At 66.6% G+C, this 16854-nt stretch carries 14 protein-coding genes; 10 read left to right on the forward strand and 4 right to left on the reverse strand.

The genetic code is table 11. The annotated features are described in order from the left end of the window. The first annotated feature begins 87 nt into the window (after positions 1-87). The 4 genes from RQP53_RS07410 to RQP53_RS07425 all read left to right on the forward strand — a co-directional run bounded on the left by RQP53_RS07410 (position 88) and on the right by RQP53_RS07425 (position 4022). Positions 88-1968, forward strand: a complete 1881-nt coding sequence (locus RQP53_RS07410) for a non-ribosomal peptide synthetase (protein WP_315649582.1) — start codon at positions 88-90, stop codon at positions 1966-1968. A gap of 74 nt (positions 1969-2042) precedes the next feature. Next, positions 2043-2249 carry an MbtH family protein gene (locus RQP53_RS07415; RefSeq protein WP_315649583.1) on the forward strand — a complete coding sequence of 69 codons (207 nt, stop codon included), beginning with the start codon at positions 2043-2045 and terminating at the stop codon, positions 2247-2249. Between the two features lie 216 nt (positions 2250-2465). Beyond that, the gene (locus RQP53_RS07420; protein WP_315649584.1) at positions 2466-3620 is read left to right on the forward strand and encodes an aminoacyl-tRNA deacylase; all 1155 of its coding nucleotides are present in this window, start codon (positions 2466-2468) and stop codon (positions 3618-3620) included. A 168-nt stretch (positions 3621-3788) separates the two neighbouring features. Next, positions 3789-4022: a hypothetical protein gene (locus RQP53_RS07425; protein ID WP_315649585.1), complete on the forward strand. Its 234-nt coding sequence runs from the start codon at positions 3789-3791 to the stop codon at positions 4020-4022. Positions 4023-4141: 119 nt separating this feature from the next. On the opposite strand, the gene RQP53_RS07430 is transcribed toward RQP53_RS07425, so the two are convergent. Next, the gene (locus RQP53_RS07430) at positions 4142-4690 is read right to left on the reverse strand and encodes a hypothetical protein (RefSeq protein ID WP_315649586.1); all 549 of its coding nucleotides are present in this window, start codon (positions 4688-4690) and stop codon (positions 4142-4144) included. A gap of 366 nt (positions 4691-5056) precedes the next feature. On the opposite strand from RQP53_RS07430, the gene mltB reads away from it, so the two are divergent. From mltB to RQP53_RS07445, 3 genes are all read left to right on the forward strand, one after another. Beyond that, positions 5057-6160, forward strand: coding sequence for a lytic murein transglycosylase B (mltB, locus tag RQP53_RS07435; protein WP_315649587.1), 1104 nt, complete (start codon positions 5057-5059; stop codon positions 6158-6160). Between the two features lie 12 nt (positions 6161-6172). Then, entirely contained in the window at positions 6173-7108 is a 936-nt protein-coding gene (locus tag RQP53_RS07440) for a methylenetetrahydrofolate reductase (protein WP_315649588.1), read from the forward strand. A 78-nt stretch (positions 7109-7186) separates the two neighbouring features. Further along, complete coding sequence (locus tag RQP53_RS07445) at positions 7187-8257, forward strand: alkene reductase (protein ID WP_315649589.1); 1071 nt, start codon at positions 7187-7189, stop codon at positions 8255-8257. Between the two features lie 37 nt (positions 8258-8294). On the opposite strand, the gene RQP53_RS07450 is transcribed toward RQP53_RS07445, so the two are convergent. Next, complete coding sequence (locus RQP53_RS07450) at positions 8295-9698, reverse strand: GGDEF domain-containing protein (protein WP_315649590.1); 1404 nt, start codon at positions 9696-9698, stop codon at positions 8295-8297. A gap of 142 nt (positions 9699-9840) precedes the next feature. After that, positions 9841-12276 (reverse strand): DNA internalization-related competence protein ComEC/Rec2, encoded by a 2436-nt coding sequence (locus tag RQP53_RS07455; RefSeq protein WP_315649591.1) that lies wholly within the window; start codon positions 12274-12276, stop codon positions 9841-9843. 103 nt (positions 12277-12379) lie between these two features. Here RQP53_RS07455 and RQP53_RS07460 point away from each other — a divergent pair, with 103 nt between their 5' ends. From RQP53_RS07460 to ubiM, 3 genes are all read left to right on the forward strand, one after another. Then, positions 12380-12871 carry a RidA family protein gene (locus RQP53_RS07460; protein WP_315649592.1) on the forward strand — a complete coding sequence of 164 codons (492 nt, stop codon included), beginning with the start codon at positions 12380-12382 and terminating at the stop codon, positions 12869-12871. Continuing rightward, complete coding sequence (locus RQP53_RS07465) at positions 12871-13362, forward strand: disulfide bond formation protein B (RefSeq protein WP_315649593.1); 492 nt, start codon at positions 12871-12873, stop codon at positions 13360-13362. The genes RQP53_RS07460 and RQP53_RS07465 overlap by 1 nt, the downstream gene beginning before the upstream one ends. Positions 13363-13484: 122 nt before the next feature. Beyond that, complete coding sequence (gene ubiM / locus RQP53_RS07470) at positions 13485-14735, forward strand: 5-demethoxyubiquinol-8 5-hydroxylase UbiM (protein WP_315649594.1); 1251 nt, start codon at positions 13485-13487, stop codon at positions 14733-14735. A 22-nt stretch (positions 14736-14757) separates the two neighbouring features. On the opposite strand, the gene RQP53_RS07475 is transcribed toward ubiM, so the two are convergent. Next, positions 14758-16578: a gamma-glutamyltransferase family protein gene (locus RQP53_RS07475; protein WP_434064065.1), complete on the reverse strand. Its 1821-nt coding sequence runs from the start codon at positions 16576-16578 to the stop codon at positions 14758-14760. Between the last annotated feature and the right edge of the window lie 276 nt (positions 16579-16854).

The following is a 16854-nucleotide window of genomic DNA, read 5'->3' on the forward strand; positions in this document are numbered from 1 at the left end:
CGTTCGCTGGCCGCAGCGCAGCGCCGTCCCAGTGCCGAGGCGGCCTCGCCCGGTTCCTGACAGCAAGGCCACTCCCGAGGAGCATTCATGCTAGTTCGACAGCAAGCAGCCTCGTCAACTGCGGCCGCCGCAGGCCTCAGTGTGATGCGCAACAACGCCCCGCTCTTCCCGCCGGCGCGCCACCTGGCTCAAGCCTTCGCCCACGTCGTCCAGGCCCAGCCAGATCGCACAGCGCTGATCGACGGTCAGCGACATCTGAGCTATCGCGAGCTGGACCGACTCTCCGATGTGGCCGCTCAAGCGCTGGTGAAGCGAGGCGTCGGACGCGGCCATTTTGTCGGACTGCACATGCAGCGGTCTGCCGAGGCAGTGGTCGCGATCCTTGCCATCCTCAAGCTAGGCGCGACCTATGCGCCCTTCGATCCTGCAGCGCCGGGTGTACGCCTCGCCGAGCAGGCAAAGGCAGCGCAGATCCAGGTCCTGATGATCGCGCAGGCAGCAAGCGCCCCTTCATGGTTTGTCGGTGAGGTGCTTCGGGTGGACGCAGGCACGGCACAGCGCTGCGAGCCTCTACCGCCGCTGAATCTGCACCCGCTGGAGCTGGCGCATGTGATCTACACCTCGGGCTCGACCAACGAACCCAAGGGCGTGTGCATCACGCATCGCGGCGTGCTCGACCTGATCCAGGGCGCCAACTATTGCGACTTCATGCCGGACGACGTGGTCTACCACGGCATGTCCATCGCTTTCGACGGCTCGACGTTCGAGATCTGGGGTGCTCTGCTCAGCGGTGCCTGCCTCGTCGTCGCCCCCCCGCGCATCACGGGCGAGGAAATGGAGGCCCTGGTCAATCGCCATGGCGTGACGATCATGTTGCTGACCACCGGGCTGTTCAATGCCCTGGGCGGTCCCGCCCTGGCGCGCATGCGCAGCCTGCGTGTGCTGATGGCCGGCGGTGATGTGATGTCGCCGCATGTCGCGAACGACTACCTGGCGTCGGGCGGCCGAACGCTGGTGAACGGCTATGGTCCCACCGAAATCACGACGTTCTCGCATTGTCATGTGATCACGGCCCCATCGACAGAGCCACAGCCCATCCCCGTCGGTTCGCCGGTGCCCGGCACAGCTGCCTATGTGCTCGATGCCGAAGGCAAGGCCGTGGGCGTCGGTGAGGAAGGTGAACTCTTTATTGCCGGGACCGGTCTGGCACAGGGCTATCTCGGCAGGCCCGCGCTCACCGCCGAACGCTTCCTCCCTGATCCGTTCGCGGCCGACGGATCACGGATGTACCGCTCGGGCGATCTGGTTCGACAAAGCAGGAAGCGTTGGCTCGAGTTCCTCGTCCGCGTAGACACCCAGGTCAAGATTCGCGGATTTCGCGTTGAACTCGGTGAAATCGAAACACAGCTTCGCGCGAGCGGCGCCTTATCTGATGCCTGCGTCATCTACGCAAAGCGTGCTGGCGACATGGCGGTCTTGCATGCCTACGTCGTCGCGAATCAGAGTGACGCGGGTGTAGCGGCGCCGGCCCTGCTTGAACAGCTGCGCGCCAGATTGCCGGAGTACATGGTGCCCAGGGGAGTCAGCTTTCTGGACGCCTTGCCGCTCACGATCAATGGAAAAGTCGATCGACATGCGCTGGCCGAGGCGTGGCTGCATGAACAGGAGCGCGGGACGCAGAGGACGCCCGTGGCCGACGCCGGAACTGACGAACTTGAACACGCTGTATTGCAACTTGTTCGGCAGTTGCTGGAACAGCCACTGGCCACACTGGGCGACAACTTTCTCGATCTCGGTGGCGACTCCATCAGCGCGATGCGCTTTTGTGCTGCCGTCAATGAGCAACTGGGCGCCCATCTGCCGCTCATCAGCCTGTTCGAGGCTGAGGACCTGAAGCAACTGGTCAGCCTCGTGCGCCAGGGCAGCGCATCCCCGACGGCGGGCGTGGCGGCACTCAGCCTGGCCTGAAACCGAGGGATGCCAATCCCGGTCCGCCGACCGGATCTCGAACCACGTAGGCCGGATGGCCAAGGAGCCGAACCATGCAAGCAGCAGCTGACGATCACTTCCTCGTGGTCCTGAACGAGGAGTTGCAGTACTCGATCTGGCCCTATGGGCGCGACATTCCCTTGGGCTGGCGAGCGGAGGGCTTCCAAGGCCCGCGCGCCGACTGCCTCTCGCACATCGAGCGTGTCTGGGTGGATATGCGCCCGCTCAGTGTGCGCCAGCACGTCACAGCGACCCGCTGAGCGCGCGCCGGGCTGCCCCTGTCTGGGCCCGAGCAGCCCACCTGGAACCAGCCTCCATGCGGCAGACGCACTCGCATGTGCTGACTTGACCGAATCCCCCTTTGAAAGGGGCATGTAGCCCGACGGCGCGGCGTTTTGCGACGGGCTACTGCCGCGCAGCAGTCGTGGTGCGGCGACCTGATGAACCCTTCAGCCTCAACCTTGAAGAGTCGCACCATGACTGATACCCCAAGCTGTGCGCCAGCACACCCGGTTCTTCCCCCGCTGCTGGCCCTGGATGTCAATGCCGACCTTGGACACCCTGCGGCCCGCTTGATCGCCGATTGGGCCAGGGACTACCTGTGCGCTCCGCATCAGGAGCTCGGCCGCAACGGCCCGGTCTGCCCTTTTGTGCCCGCCTCACTGGCCAAACGTTTGATCTTCGCGACCATTTACGAGGATGCAGACCTGGATCTGAATAGCGTGAAGGCCATTCTCTTGCGTGAGATGGCGCGCTTCATCGCGCTAGAGCCCGTCTCAGGCAACGAAGCCCAGTTCAAATCCCTGATGGTGCTGTTTCCGCGCATCGACGCAAATGATGTCGAGGCCTTGATCGAGCGCGCGCAAGCCGAGCTGCAGCAGCACTTCGTCCCTAACGGCCTGATGGTCGGCGAGTTTCACGCCGGACCGCCGGACAAACGAGGACTCTGGAATCCAGAGTTCCGCCCACTCCACAGCCCCATTCCCATGCTGGTGATCCGCCACATGGTGCCCACGGACATACTGTTCCTGAACAACAATGCGCAACTGTTCCGTGCGTATGCAAATATCTACGGCACCGCCGTCCCGGAGCGCTTTCGGAACCAATTCGAGGAGGCCGCCCAGCGGTTCGACATGAAGATTGCTGCACCAGACCAACGCCCTGCCGCACCGCGAGTCCTCCAAGCCCTGGACGAACAGAAGGCTTCGTACCAGGTGCACTGCCACGATGACTTTGATCGCCCAATTCGTACCCCGGCCGACTTCGCTGCTGCGCTGGGCTACGAGCTCTCCCGCATTACCAAGACCTTGTTTCTGAAAGGACGCACCAGTGCGACGCACTACCTGCTGGTCTGCAGTATGGACAAGCGCGTTGACCTGGCAAGCCTCGCGGACAAGCTGAACGCAGGGCGGCTTGAGATGGCCTCGCTGGATGACTTGCGCGATCTGGTCGGCTACCCCCCGACCTCTGTCACTCCTATTGGCGTGGCGGGCATCCCTGTGTTTATCGACGAGAGCCTGTTCAAGCACGCGACGGTGCTGACCGGCGCGGGCGTCCCTCGTGTCGAGATCGAGGTCTCTCCGGACACGCTCGCAACGCTGTGCCAGGCGCGGTCGATGGCGATGGGCTGAGCACTCTTGTGCCGAGCACGCCGGACGGTCAGGCCGGCGAGGCAACAACGAACCGTTCAAACTGCGCGCGCCGATGTATGCCGCAGCGCAGCGACGCCCAATACTTGGACATCAGAACGCTGGCCGACATTGACGCGGGCCATTGCATCGTTCGTGCTCGCCTGAGCGATGACGCACATCGCGACACAGCCAGACCTGCACAACGCGCTTTGCCGGCGCGTAAGCCCGCAAGCCGATGCCTGGTTCCCGGACCATGTCGACAACACCGATGACATGGCACGGACCCTGTCTATGCAACGGCGCTTCACCGTTGGTGACGACAGCGGTGTGAGCCGCGAGGAAAAGTTGCGGCACGTCGTCACCCTGGGCACCTATCAACGTGGCAACGCCGGCCATGAATAGCGTTCGCTGATTCGCTGCGGTGGCACGAGTCACGAGAGCGGCGCGCCGCCGCCCTCCCGGAGACCTAGCACGGCCCCGTCTCCATTCGCGCGCCGCTTTCTCAACGCCAGCGCCACTCCCTACGATGGCCGCGGCCGCCCTTTCTGGATGGCTTGTTCAATTTTCGCCGCTTCACTACGACTACCGATGCTCATCAGCAGTGATCGACCGGACATCCAAATCTGGCCGATCTCCAATACGCCAAGCACTCGCCCCCGGTTGACGAGAAGGATGTTTCGCCTAGGATCAGCGTCTTTGGCCCACTCGACGTACTCCTTGCCAATACGCTCTCGCGCGGCCTCCGCTATCTCCACGCTAACGACCGCCCAACCTTGTGGCATGCGAGTCACGGGCAGGATTGAAAAGCCCTGCACCTCCGCTGACGAAACCAACGGAACTGAGTCAGCTTCAAATTTCGTTCCAGCATCGGGCGGGGTCTTGCCTTCACTGATCAGATAGTAGTTCGGCATGTAGAACTCGACGCGCGGTACGCCTTGCGGAACCTCTCCCCAATAGCCGTAATAGAACGCCAGATCGAAGTCCGCTCCAAAAGCGGGAGCAGCAAGCAGCGACAGGAGCAAGAACAAGCGCGAGAACATTCGAACCGAACCTTGGTAAATCCAGCGCATGCGTTAGCACCCCCTGGCACGCGGCCCATCGAAGCAGCAAAACTCCGATCGCAAGTGGCGTCACAGCACGGGCAAGGGCGCGATTGTGCACGTGCAGGAACACCGCGCATTGCATGGAATTCCCTTTGGCTTCGCGGCAAACCCAACGAGAGCATGAGTGTTAGCCGGACAGGTGCGCCGCCCATCGGCACGACTCAAGATGCTGTACTCGGCGCCAGCGAGACAGGTCGAGCTCGCAGCATTCCGGAGTCTTCGACCGCTGGCAATGAGGACTGCTAGTGTCCACAGCCTGCTTCCGTTTGGTTCGACGCGGTTGGAGCCACGCTCAACCGCTATGCTGCAAGCCTCGCAAACTGCTGATTTCCGATGTCTGATGCTCTCTGGCGCCGCGCTGCGCCGCTGGCGCTGGTCTTCGCCACGCTGTTGACTCCACCCGCTACTGAAGCCGCACCGCCCAGCGGGCCGAAGCACCAAGCCAAGCACCGGGCCAAGGCCCGGCCGAGCGCCCAGGCCGCCGCAGCGGCCTACGGGCAGCGTGCCGATGTCGTCGCCTTTGCCGAAGTGCAGGCCGAAGGTCTGGGACTCAGTCCCGACGCGCTCGCCCAGTTGCTGGCCCAGGCCAGAAAAGTCCCGGCGGTCCAGAAGCTGATCATGCCGCCGCCGGTGGGTACGGCCAAGGATTGGAGCGCCTACCGCGCCCGCTTTGTCGAGCCCCGCCGGCTGCAGGCCGGTCTGGCCTTCTGGCAGGCCCATGAGGCAGCGCTGACGCGGGCCGAGGAACAGTTCGGCGTGCCGGCCGAGATCATCGCCGGCATCATCGGCGTCGAGACCTTTTACGGCCAGATCATGGGCGGCTTTCGGGTGCTGGATGCGCTGGCCACACTGAGCTTTGACTTCCCGCCCGGCCGCAAGGACCGCAGCGAGTTCTTCCGCAGCGAGCTGATCGAGTTCCTGCGCCTGACCAAACGCGAAGGCCTGGATCCGCTCGCCGTGAAAGGCTCTTACGCCGGCGCCATCGGCTACGGCCAGTTCATGCCGGGCAGCTGGAATCGCCATGCCGTTGATTTCGATGCTGATGGCCGCATCGACCTGATCGCCAGTCCCGCCGACGCCATCGGCTCGGTCGCCAACTTTCTCGCTCAGCATGGCTGGCAGCGCGGCATGCCGACGCACTACAGCGTCCAGCTGCCGGTCGACACGACGGCCCGCGCGGCGCTGCTGGCCCCGGACATCACGCCCAGCTTCAGCGCCGCGCAGCTCGCCGAGCGAGGCGCGCAGTTGTCCGAGGCTGGTCAAGAACATGCCGGCCTGCTCGCCGTGGTCGAGCTGCAGAACGGTTCGGCCGCGCCCAGCTATCTGGCCGGCACGCAGAATTTCTACACGCTGACCCGCTACAACTGGAGCGCCTATTACGCGATGGGCGTGATCGAACTGGGCCGCAGCCTGGCAACGCTGCGCCGCGCACAGTAAGGAGCCGCCACCATGAGTCTTGCCGACAAGATCAGCCAGCGCCAGGGCGGCATCCTGCTCTACGGCATCACGCCGCCCAAGGCCGGCCACAGCGAGGACAAGATCACCGAGATCGCCGCACTGCAGATGCAGCGGCTGAACTCGATCGCCGACGCCCGGCTCGACGGCCTGGTGCTCTACGACATCCAGGACGAGGCCGAGCGCACCGAGCAGGTCCGTCCCTTCCCCTTCATGGCCACGCTGGACCCCTTGCGCTATGCCACGCAAGACCTGGCCCCGCTGGCGCTGCCCAAGATCGTCTATCGCGCCGTCGGCAAATACACGCCGCCAGCCTTCGAGGCCGATCTGCAGCGGCTGGGCGCCGGCCCGGCGGTATTTGTGGGTGCCGCCTCGCGCCAGCAGGCGGTGCAGCTGAGCCTGAAGGACGCCTATGCGCTGCGCCGCAGCCGCCAGCCCGCCCTGCAGCTCGGCGGCGTGGCCATCCCCGAGCGCCATCTGGCCAGCCAGGACGAACACCTGCGCATGGCCGCCAAGGTGGCGCAGGGCTGCAGCTTTTTCATCAGCCAGTGCGTCTACCACGTCGAGGCAACCAAGAACCTGCTGTCCGACTACTTCTATGCCTGCGAGGCCGCCGAGCAGCCCATGGTGCCGCTGGTCCTGACGCTGACGCCCTGTGGCTCGGTGAAGACGCTGGACTTCATGAAGTGGCTGGGCATCAGCATCCCGCGCTGGCTGGAAAACGATCTGGCCCGCTCGGGCGACATCCTGCAGCAATCGCTCAAGGCCTGCACCGCCATCTTTGCCGAGCTGCTCGACTATGCGCAGGCCAAGGGCATTCCGCTGGGCTGCAATGTCGAGAGCGTGGCGATTCGCCGCGAGGAAATCGAGGCCTCGCTGCAGCTGGTGCGTGAAGTCAGGCGCCTGCTCGATTCGAGCCGCATAGCATGAATCGACAAGGCCTTGCCCAGGCAGGCCTTCGCCGCAGCGACTATCTTCTCGGCCTCGATCTCTCACACGCAGTCCACCATGCCTACCCTCTTCTCCGAACTCCAGCTTGGCGCCATCCGCGCGCCCAACCGCATCCTGATGGCGCCGCTGACCCGCGCGCGCGCCGGTGAGGAACATCTGCCCAATGCGATGATGGCGGAGTACTACGCGCAGCGCGCCAGCGGCGGCCTGCTGATCGCCGAGGCGACGATGATCGCGGCCGGCAACTCGGCCTTCTGGAAGGAGCCCGGCATCCACTCGGAGGCCCAGGTGCAGGGCTGGAAGCTGGTCACCGACGCGGTGCATGCTGCCGGCGGCCGCATCGTGCTGCAACTCTGGCATGGGGGCCGCGCCTGCCACCCGCTGCTCAATGGCGGCCAGCAACCGGTGGCGCCCAGCGCGATTGCCATCGCCAACGAGGAAGTCCACACGCCGGCCGGCAAGCAGCCCTACGTCGTGCCGCATGCACTGACCGATGAAGAGATCCCCGGCATCGTCGAGAGCTTCCGCACCGCCGCCCAGAACGCGCGCGCCGCCGGCTTCGACGGCGTCGAGGTGCACGGCGCCAACGGCTATCTGCTCGACCAGTTCCTGCGCGATGGCAGCAACCAACGCACGGACGCCTATGGCGGCAGCCGCGAGAACCGCGCACGGCTGCTGTTCGAGGTGCTGACGGCCGTCAGCGAGGTCTGGGGCAGCGAGCGCGTCGGCCTGCGCCTCTCGCCACTGAACAGCTACAACGATATGCGCGACAGCGATCCCGTCGGCCTGGTCAGCTGGCTGGCCGAGCAGCTGAACCGCTTCAATCTGGCCTATCTGCACCTGATGCGCGCCGACTTCTTCGGCAAGCAGCACGGCGACGTGGTGACGCCGGTGCGCGCCCACTACAAGGGCGTGCTGATCGGCAATATGGGCTACAGCGCCGACGAGGCCGAGGCCGCCATCGCCGCCGGTCAGCTCGACGCGGTCGCCTTCGGCAGCGCCTTCCTGGCCAACCCCGATCTGCCGGCCCGCATCCGCGCCAAGGCGCCATTGAATGCGCCGAATCCGGCCACCTTCTACACGCCGGGCCCCGAGGGCTATACCGACTATCCGACGATGGCCGGCTGAGGCGAGACCGTTCGCCAACGCCGCGCCAGCGACAGGCTCAGCCCTCGGCGCTGACGCAGCAGTTCCGGCCGGCGGCCTTGGCGCGGTAGAGCGCCTGATCCGCGCGTTCGATCAGGCGCTGGTAGTCGGGATGACCATCGTGGGTTGCCACGCCCAGGCTGACGGTCATCGTCAGCTGCTGCTGCTGGCCCAGCGCCACCGGCTCGGCCTGGACGGCCAGGCGAATCTTCTCCGCCACCTGCAGCGCCTGTGCTGCATTGAGTTCCACGCCGACAACCAGGAACTCCTCGCCGCCATAGCGAAACAGGAAGTCGCCGCTGCGGATGCTGTCAACCAGCACATTGGCCAGCTGTTGCAAAAGACGATCGCCGGCTTCATGCCCGTGCTGATCGTTGACCCGCTTGAAGTGGTCGACGTCGAGCAGGATGACAGAGAACTGCTTGCCGGTGTTGCGACACAGGTCAACCTCGCGGGACAGAATCGGTGCCAGGAAGCGCCGGTTCAGCAACTGGGTCAGCGCATCGCGGCCACCTTCCAGATGGACGAATTGGTCGAACAGGGCATCGGTGAGGTAGCGCAGTTGCTCGAGCTCAGACAGCACCTCGGCGACCCGGTGGCGCAGCGTCTCCAGGGCGCCATGCCGCAGTTCAGCCACACACAGGGGCAACATGACCTGATCGACACGGTCCAGCAATTGAAGAATATTGCCCAGCTCACTGCTCTGGCTGAACAGGGCGCTGGCCTTGTGGCGAACCCAGAGGCCATATGAGCATTGGCCGATGCGGACCAGTTCAGCGTCCAGTCGCGCGGTCATCATGGCCTGCAGAAAGCGATTCTCCCAGTCGATCAGCGCATTGCGCTGACGCTCCCGCTCCAGCGACATATTCATCGTGGCCGCATGGCTGCGATAGGCCTCGTCGGTACGCACGGCAGCGTCGTTGGCGCTGCCATACTGCGCGCTCATCAACTCGACGGCCAGATCGATCAGCTGATGGGCGGTCAGCGCGGCACGCGCCGCCAGCGCCGGATCGGCGCCTGCCTGCAGCAGCAAGGGCAGCAGTCCCGATTTGATACGCCGCGCCCCGCGCATCACCAGATCGACCCGCACCCGAATGCGCGCATGGACCAGTCCGATATGGCGTTGCCGCGCCAGGCATTCATCAAGTCGCGAAAGGTCCCACAGGCCCAACAGCTCGATCAACCAGCGCTGCATCGAAGCGTGCAGCCGATGTTCGACATCCTGGTGGCTCAGAAAGGCCCGTGCCTCCTCGTCATCAAGCATCGCGGCATAGAACTGGTCGGCCAACAGTGCCGCCTGACTCTGCACCATCGCTTTCAGCAGCGCCTGCTCGTCAAGCGGCGTTTGCGCCAGAACGCTCTGCCATTGCGACTGCAGTTGCAGCTGTGCCGCTTGGGCGCGTCCATCGAGATCTTTTGCCATTACAGACTGCATCGAACTACTTCCTTCGCCAGCTTCAACAACGCGCCCGGCCAGCATGCGCCCAGCCAGACCGGAACTCAAGCGAAGCCCTATCTAGGGTTCACACGCATTGCCAATGGGCAAGTCATCCAGCCTCTGTGCATCAGGGTGTAGGTACAAGCTCTGGCCCCAGGTCGGCTGGCCGCTCCGCGCCCGTCTGAGCTCGAGTGCTCGGCACTGGCTGCCAATAGCGCCTGTCCAGCTCTCGCTGGCACTGCGGTTCAAGTCCCCAGCTTTGCCAGCGCCAGGCGCCGCAATCGGCACTCAGCAGCAGCGGCACGCCGGCCGCCTGGTAGCCTGCCTGCACGCTGAGCGCCGGGTGGCCGAAGCGGTTGCGGTAGCCAGCCTGCACCAGGCCCCAGCGCGGCGCCACCGCAGCAATGAAGGCCTGGCTGGAGGACGTTTGGCTGCCGTGATGCGGCACCAACAGCAGCTCGCTGCGCAAGCGTGCGGGATCGCGCTGCAGCAAGGCCTGTTCCTGCGCCACCTCGAGGTCGCCGGTCAGCAAGGCGCTGTGCCCGCTGACCGCTTGCACGCGCAGCACGCAGGACAGCGCGTTGGGCTTCAAGCCCTGCTCATACTGGGAGGCCTGCGGCTGCAGCAGTTCAAACAGCACGCCATCCCAGACCCAGTGCTGCCCCGCCAGGCAGCGGGTCGCAGACGAAGCCGCCGGCAGCTGGCGCAGCAAGACATGCCCTGCTTCCAGCGAGCTGGACAGCGCCGCCACCGGCAGGCCGCGCAGCAGCGACGCGGCCCCGCCCACGTGGTCGAGATCGCGGTGCGAAAGCATCAGCAGATCCAGCCGCCGTTCGCCCAGCGCATGCAGCAGCGGCAACAGCACACGCTGGCCAGCATCGGCCGTGGGCGACCACTGCGGGCCGCTGTCGTACATCAGGCTGTGCGTGGCAGTGCGCAGCAGCACGGCGCTGCCCTGGCCGATATCAGCGGCCAGCAGTTCAAACTCGCCCGGTGGTGGTCGCTGCAGCGGCGGCCAAAGCAGCGGCAAGAGCATTGGCAGGCTCAAGGCCCGAAGGCGCCCTGGCAGAGGCAGCACCAGCAGGACGGCCGCCAGCAAGCCGCTCACTTGCGCCCATAGCGGCGCCACCGGCACGACCCACACCGCCAGCGGCCAGCTGGCCAGCCATTGCAGCCAGGCCATCAGGAGCGCAATCGCCCAGCCGGCCGCCACCCAGAGCAAGGGCACCAGGGCACCGAGCAGGGCCAGCGGCGTGATCACAAAGCTAACCAAGGGGATGGCCAGCAGATTGGCCAGCAAGCCGACGATGGACAGCTGCTGAAAGAACAGCAGGCTCAGCGGCGCCAGGCCCAGCGTGGCCACCCATTGAGCCTGCCAGGCGCTTTTCAAGGCGGCCCGCCAGCCTGCCGGTGCGGGCTCGCCCTGGGCCATCAACAAGGCCACAGCCACAAAGGACAGCCAGAAACCCGGCTGGCTCAGCGCCCAAGGGTCGATGGCCGTCACCAGCACCGCGCTGGCCAACAGGCACAGCGGCCAGGGCCAACGCACGCCAATGTGGCGCAGCAGGGCCAGCGTCAATAGCATCCAGACGGTGCGCTGCGAGGGCACGCCCCAGCCCGAGAAGGCCGCGTAGAGCGCCGCCGCCGCCGCGCCCAGCCACTGCGCAGCCAGCGGTGCCGGCAGCCACAGGCAGGCCACCGTGCTGCGCCGCCACAGCCGCCCGGCCAGGCCGCCGAGCAGCCAGGCAAACATCGTCACGTGCATGCCCGAGATCGACACCAGGTGGGCAATGCCGGTGTCGCGGAACAAGGCCCAATCCTCCCGCGAGATCGCCGCCTGTTCACCGAGGCTGAGCGCCGCGATCAACGCCGCCTGGCGCGGGTCGCTGACGCTTCTCTGTATCGTCTCGCGCAGACCCTCGCGCCAATGGTCCAGGCACAGCCAGGGCGATGGGGCCAGGCGCTGCCCGGCGTCGCGGATCACGCCGGTGGCGCGAAAGCCTTGCTCGAACAGCCACAACTCGTAGTCAAAACCATGCGGATTGACCAGACCATGCGGCTGGCGCAGGCGCACCCGCAGCCGCCAGCGCTCGCAGGCGCGCCAGTCGGGCAAGGGGCGGCTGGCGTCGCCATAGCCGACCAGCAACAGGCGTTCAGGCAAGGCGATCGGAGCTCCCTGCCCCTGGGCATCGCGGGCGCCCTCGACGGCAAAGGCAAAGCGCCAGCCAGCCTGGGCCGCCATGCCGCTGCTGGCCGACGGCAGGCTGTCGATACGCCCTTCGACGATCAGGTCCCGCCCCTCCCAGGCCGGGCTCAGCGCCTGATCCAGCCGCAGCTGAGCGCGCCAGCCGCCCCAGGCCAGGGCCAGGCCGGCCGTCAGCAGCGCCATCGCTGGCCACACCAGGCGCGGCAAACGCCAGCGCGTCAGCAGCACGCCCAGCGCGCCCAGCAGAGTGGCGCCCAAGGCCCAGGCCGGCAGCGGCAACTGGGCACACTGATGCAGGCCGGCCAAGGCGGCCAGCCAGATCAGCGCCAAGCCGGCCCAGGCCGATGCGGTGTTCACGCGCTTGCCTCCCTCGGCAGCTTCTTGGCCCCGCGGCTCAGCGCGGGGCGCGGTGTACCATGCGCGCCAACTTTTGCACTTTTCTCTCTCCCTGAGTAGCCCCATGAGCACCACCGACAACGCCAGCAACGCCAGCAACGTCTACGACCGCCTGCAAACCCTGGGCATCAGCCTGCCGCCGCTCGCCGTGCCGGTTGCCGCCTATGTGCCCTTTGTGCGCACTGGCAACCAGCTGTATCTCTCTGGCCATATCGCCAAGAAGGACGGCAAGCCCTGGGTCGGCCAACTCGGCCGCGACACCGACACCGCCACCGGCAAGGCCGCGGCTCGCGCCATCGCCATCGATCTGATGGGCACGCTGCATGCGGCCGTCGGCGATCTGAACAAGGTGCGCCGCATCGTCAAGCTGATGAGCCTGGTCAACAGCACGCCGGACTTTACCGAGCAGCACCTGGTCACCAACGGCGCCTCCGAGTTGCTGGCCGAGGTCTTCGGCGATCGCGGCGCCCATGCGCGCAGCGCCTTTGGCGTGGCGCAGATTCCGCTGGGCGCCTGCGTCGAGATGGACCTGGTCGTGGAAGTGGACGCCGACTGATGTTTCTGCAGCCCTCCAAACTGCCGGCCCAGACGCTTGCCATCACCTGCCTGGCCAGCTTCGCCGCCCTGACCGCCGCCTTGGTGGCTCAACACGCCTTCGGTGTGCGGCCCTGCGCCTGGTGTGTGCTGCAACGCGGCGTGTTTCTGCTGCTCGGCGTGGTGGCCGGGCTCGGCTGGCTGCTGAAGCGCAATACCAGTCTGCGCAGCGTCTTTCTGGCGCTCAGCGCCGCACTGGGCCTGAGCGGCTTTGCGGCGGCCTACTACCAGTGGACGGTGGCCTCGAAGCTGGTCTCCTGTGATATGACGCTGGCTGACCGCATCGTTACCGCCCTCGATCTGGAAACCCTGCTGCCCAAGGTCTTCATGATCACCGGCTCCTGTGCCGATGCCGACAAGTACCGCCTGATCGGCCTGCCCTACGAGGTCTGGAGCGGCCTGCTCTTCGCCGGCCTGACCGTGCTGGCCCTGCTGGCCGTGCGCAAGCGCTGAAGCGCGATCCGCAGCCGACAAGCCCCGCCGATGCGGGGCTTTTTTGTCACTGCGCGGCGCCGCAAGCCATCGCACTGACCGGCATCAAAGCCGCAGGGAGCAGCAAGCGCTAGGCTGGCGCGATGGCTTCCACCTCCCCCGTCCTCATCATCGGCGCCGGCCCGGCCGGCCTCAGCATGGCCTGCGCGCTGGCCGATATCGGCATCGCCTGCACGGTGCTCGAACAGGCCCCGCTGGCCAGCATTGCCGAGCCCGCCGAAGATGGCCGCGAGATTGCGCTGACCCACCGCGGCATGGCCCAGCTGCAGCGCCTGGGCGCCTGGCAAGACCTGCCCCCGGCGCAGATTTCGCCGCTGCGCGCCGCCCGCGTCTTCAATGGCAGCGACACCGGTTTTCTCAGCTTTGCCGCCGAAGGCAGCCAGGATCGCCTTGGCAGCCTGGTGCCCAATCACTGGCTGCGCCGCATTGCCTACCAAGGCGCGCTGCGCCGCGCCGAGCACATCACCCTGCGCGGCGAGTCCCGCGTTCAGGCCATCGAGCTGGGTGCGCAGCAGGCCAGCGTCCGCCTGGCCGGCGGCGAGGTCTTGCAGGCCCAGCTGCTGATTGCCGCCGACAGCCGCTTCTCCAGCAGCCGCCGCGCCGCCGGCATCGGCGCCGAGATGCGCGACTTCGGCCGCAGCGTGATCGTCTGCCGCATGGCTCATCAGCTGAGCCATGATGGTGCCGCGCTGGAATGCTTCCACCATGGCCACACCATGGCCTGGCTGCCGCTGAATGACGAGGCCGAGACGGCGGCGCAGACCGGCCTGCCACACCTGAGCTCGCTGGTGCTGACCCTGCCCAGCGACCACGCTCAGGCCATGCTGGGCTGGGACGGTGACCGCTTTACCGCCTGGGTGCAGCAGCACAGCCAGGATCGCCTCGGCCGGCTGGCGCTGTGCGGGCCGCGCCACCACTACCCGCTGGTGGCCACCTACGCGCATCGCTTCGTTGCCCAACGCTTTGCGCTGATAGGCGACGCGGCCGTGGGCATGCACCCCGTCACCGCCCATGGCTACAACTTCGGGCTCTATGGCGTGCAGACGCTGGCGGAATTGCTGCAAACCCAGCCTGGCGACGATTGCGGCAATGCCGCGCTGCTGGCCCGCTTTGAGCGCATCCACCGCCAGGCCACCTGGGCGATCTACCAGGGCACCAACACCGTCGTGCGCCTGTTCACCGACGAAAGCCCACCGGCCCGGCTGCTGCGCCGTGGTGTGCTGCAGGCGGCCCAGCACCTGCCGCCGCTGAAGGCTGCCATCACCGCCCAGTTGACCGGCCGCCAGCCCCCTTGGCTGCGCCAGCTGCAGCAGCTGGGCGCGAGCTGGCGTTGATCGAGCCCTGGAGTCGCCCGCTTCAATCGCCCAGCACCACCCCTTCGCGTCGCGGGTCGGCGCCGCCCAACCAGCCGCCGTCTCGCCGCTCGATGGCCTGCAGCCCGCTGGTGAATTCGCGTTCCAGCACGATGTGGCCGCGCTCGCGCAGCGCCGCGGCCGTTGTTGCCGGGAACCGGCCGCGCTCCAGCACCGTCGGCCCATTGAAGTTGCCGACATTGGGCAGCTCGATGGCGCGCTGCACGTCCAGGCCCCAGTCGTGGCTGGCCAGCAGGGTCTTGGCAACGAAATGAATGATGGTCTGCCCGCCGGGTGAACCCAGCGTCATCAAGAGCCGGCCATCGCGGCCATCGAACACCAGCGTCGGGCTCATGCTGGAGCGCGGCCGTTTGCCGGGCTCGACCCGGTTGGCCACCGGGCGCCCCTGGTCATCACGCGGCCGCAGCGCAAAGTCGGTCAACTCATTGTTGAGCAGAAAGCCGCCGGCCCGGCCGCTGCCGCCATCGCTCATCAGCCGCGAGCCGAAGCCGGCCTCTATCGTCGTCGTCATCGCGACCGCCCGGCCTGCCGCATCGACAACGCTGATATGGCTGGTGCCATGCTCCTGCTGCGCCGCCTGCGGCGCCCAGGCCAGGCTCAAGTCACCGGGCCGCCCGGCCTCGGCAATGCCCATGCTGCGCGGACCGATCAGGGCGGCACGTTGGCGCAGATAGGCCGGCGCCAGCAGGCTGTCCCAGCGACCGCCGGGCGCCGGCACAAAGTCGGGATCAGCGATGTACAAGTCGCGGTCGGCATAGGCGAGCTTGGCCGCCTCGCTGTAGCGATGCAACCAGCCGGGCGCCTGCAGGCCTTGAGCCAACCCTGTGGCCGCTTCACTGGCCGGCAGCAGGGTCAGGATTTGCATCAGCGCCAGATGGCCGGACGACGGCGGCGGAAACCCACAGACGCGCCAGGCCGGTGCCTCGCGCCAATCAGTGCAGATCGCCTCCCGGCGCTTGACCTGGTAGGCGGCCAGATCGGCCTCGCTGAGCAGGCCGGGATTGCGTTCGTGGCCGCGCACGCGCCGCACGATGTCGGCGGCCACCGGGCCGCGATAGAAAGCATCGGCCCCCTCCTTGGCCAGGCGGCGCAGCACGGCTGCCAGGGCCGGGTTGCGCAAGACATGACCCTCGGGCCAGGGCTTGCCCGCTGAATCAAAGAAATAGGCTCTTGCCTGCGCGTCTGCCGCCAGGGCCGTCTCATCGCGCAACAGAGTGGCCAGCCGCTTGCCGATCGGAAATCCCTGCTCGGCCAAACGTATCGCCGGCTCGAACAGTCGCGCCCAGGCCAGCTTGCCCTTAGCGCGGTGCGCTGCCTCCATCAGCCGCAGCAGACCGGGCGTTCCCACCGAGCGACCGCCCACCACGGCCTCGCCATAGCTCATGCTCTGACCGTTGGGTTTCACAAACAGGGATTCGTCGGCAGCGGCCGGCGCCGTTTCGCGGCCATCCCAGGCAGTGATCTGCTGGCCGTCCCAGCTCATCAGCAGCGCACCGGCACCCAGGCCGCTGGACTGCGGCTCAACCAGCGCCAGCACCAGCTGCGCCGCCAGCGCGGCGTCGACCGCCGTGCCGCCTTCGCGCAGCATCTGCAAACCTGCCTCGGACGCCAGCGGATGGGCCGCAGCCACGGCCTGACGCTGATAGCGCCAACCCGGCTTGGCCTGCCAGCCGCTCGCCGCCTCGGGTTCCACGGGCGGTCCAGTCTCCCGCGCTGAAGCGGCAGGCGCCACCAAGGGCAAGGGCTGCGGCGCGACACAGCCACACAGCACAGCCACCAACAAGGGGACAGTGAACAAACGCATTGGAATAGCAGACCGCTCGCTTTGTCCGAACGGCCGAGAGATGAGCAAGAGCTCGACGATGCTAAGCGAATGCATGCGCCCAGCGCACGCCAGCTTGCTCAGCACTGGACTGCGAGGGCACGGGCCATGTCAACCCTGCGTTTCCCCTTGCGTAATCACCCGGCCCGCGAACGCGGGGTGCCCAGAGGCACAGACGTCCATTACCGTCGCGTGTGCGAACTGTGAACTAGTTCACACATGCAAGAAACTGGCGTTGCCAAACCCTGATGGGCTTTG

It is taken from the genome of Roseateles aquae, from assembly GCF_032337115.1.
In the GTDB taxonomy this organism is placed as follows: domain Bacteria; phylum Pseudomonadota; class Gammaproteobacteria; order Burkholderiales; family Burkholderiaceae_C; genus Roseateles_C; species Roseateles_C aquae.

Coding starts and splice junctions, on each gene's coding strand:
- RQP53_RS07430 (WP_315649586.1), bottom strand. CDS start 4,690: ATGCGCTGGATTTACCAAGGTTCGGTTCGAATGTTCTCGCGCTTGTTC.
- mltB (WP_315649587.1), top strand. CDS start 5,057: ATGTCTGATGCTCTCTGGCGCCGCGCTGCGCCGCTGGCGCTGGTCTTC.
- RQP53_RS07425 (WP_315649585.1), top strand. CDS start 3,789: ATGACGCACATCGCGACACAGCCAGACCTGCACAACGCGCTTTGCCGG.
- RQP53_RS07445 (WP_315649589.1), top strand. CDS start 7,187: ATGCCTACCCTCTTCTCCGAACTCCAGCTTGGCGCCATCCGCGCGCCC.
- RQP53_RS07465 (WP_315649593.1), top strand. CDS start 12,871: ATGTTTCTGCAGCCCTCCAAACTGCCGGCCCAGACGCTTGCCATCACC.
- RQP53_RS07460 (WP_315649592.1), top strand. CDS start 12,380: ATGAGCACCACCGACAACGCCAGCAACGCCAGCAACGTCTACGACCGC.
- RQP53_RS07415 (WP_315649583.1), top strand. CDS start 2,043: ATGCAAGCAGCAGCTGACGATCACTTCCTCGTGGTCCTGAACGAGGAG.
- RQP53_RS07410 (WP_315649582.1), top strand. CDS start 88: ATGCTAGTTCGACAGCAAGCAGCCTCGTCAACTGCGGCCGCCGCAGGC.
- RQP53_RS07440 (WP_315649588.1), top strand. CDS start 6,173: ATGAGTCTTGCCGACAAGATCAGCCAGCGCCAGGGCGGCATCCTGCTC.
- ubiM (WP_315649594.1), top strand. CDS start 13,485: ATGGCTTCCACCTCCCCCGTCCTCATCATCGGCGCCGGCCCGGCCGGC.
- RQP53_RS07475 (WP_434064065.1), bottom strand. CDS start 16,578: ATGCGTTTGTTCACTGTCCCCTTGTTGGTGGCTGTGCTGTGTGGCTGT.
- RQP53_RS07420 (WP_315649584.1), top strand. CDS start 2,466: ATGACTGATACCCCAAGCTGTGCGCCAGCACACCCGGTTCTTCCCCCG.
- RQP53_RS07450 (WP_315649590.1), bottom strand. CDS start 9,698: ATGGCAAAAGATCTCGATGGACGCGCCCAAGCGGCACAGCTGCAACTG.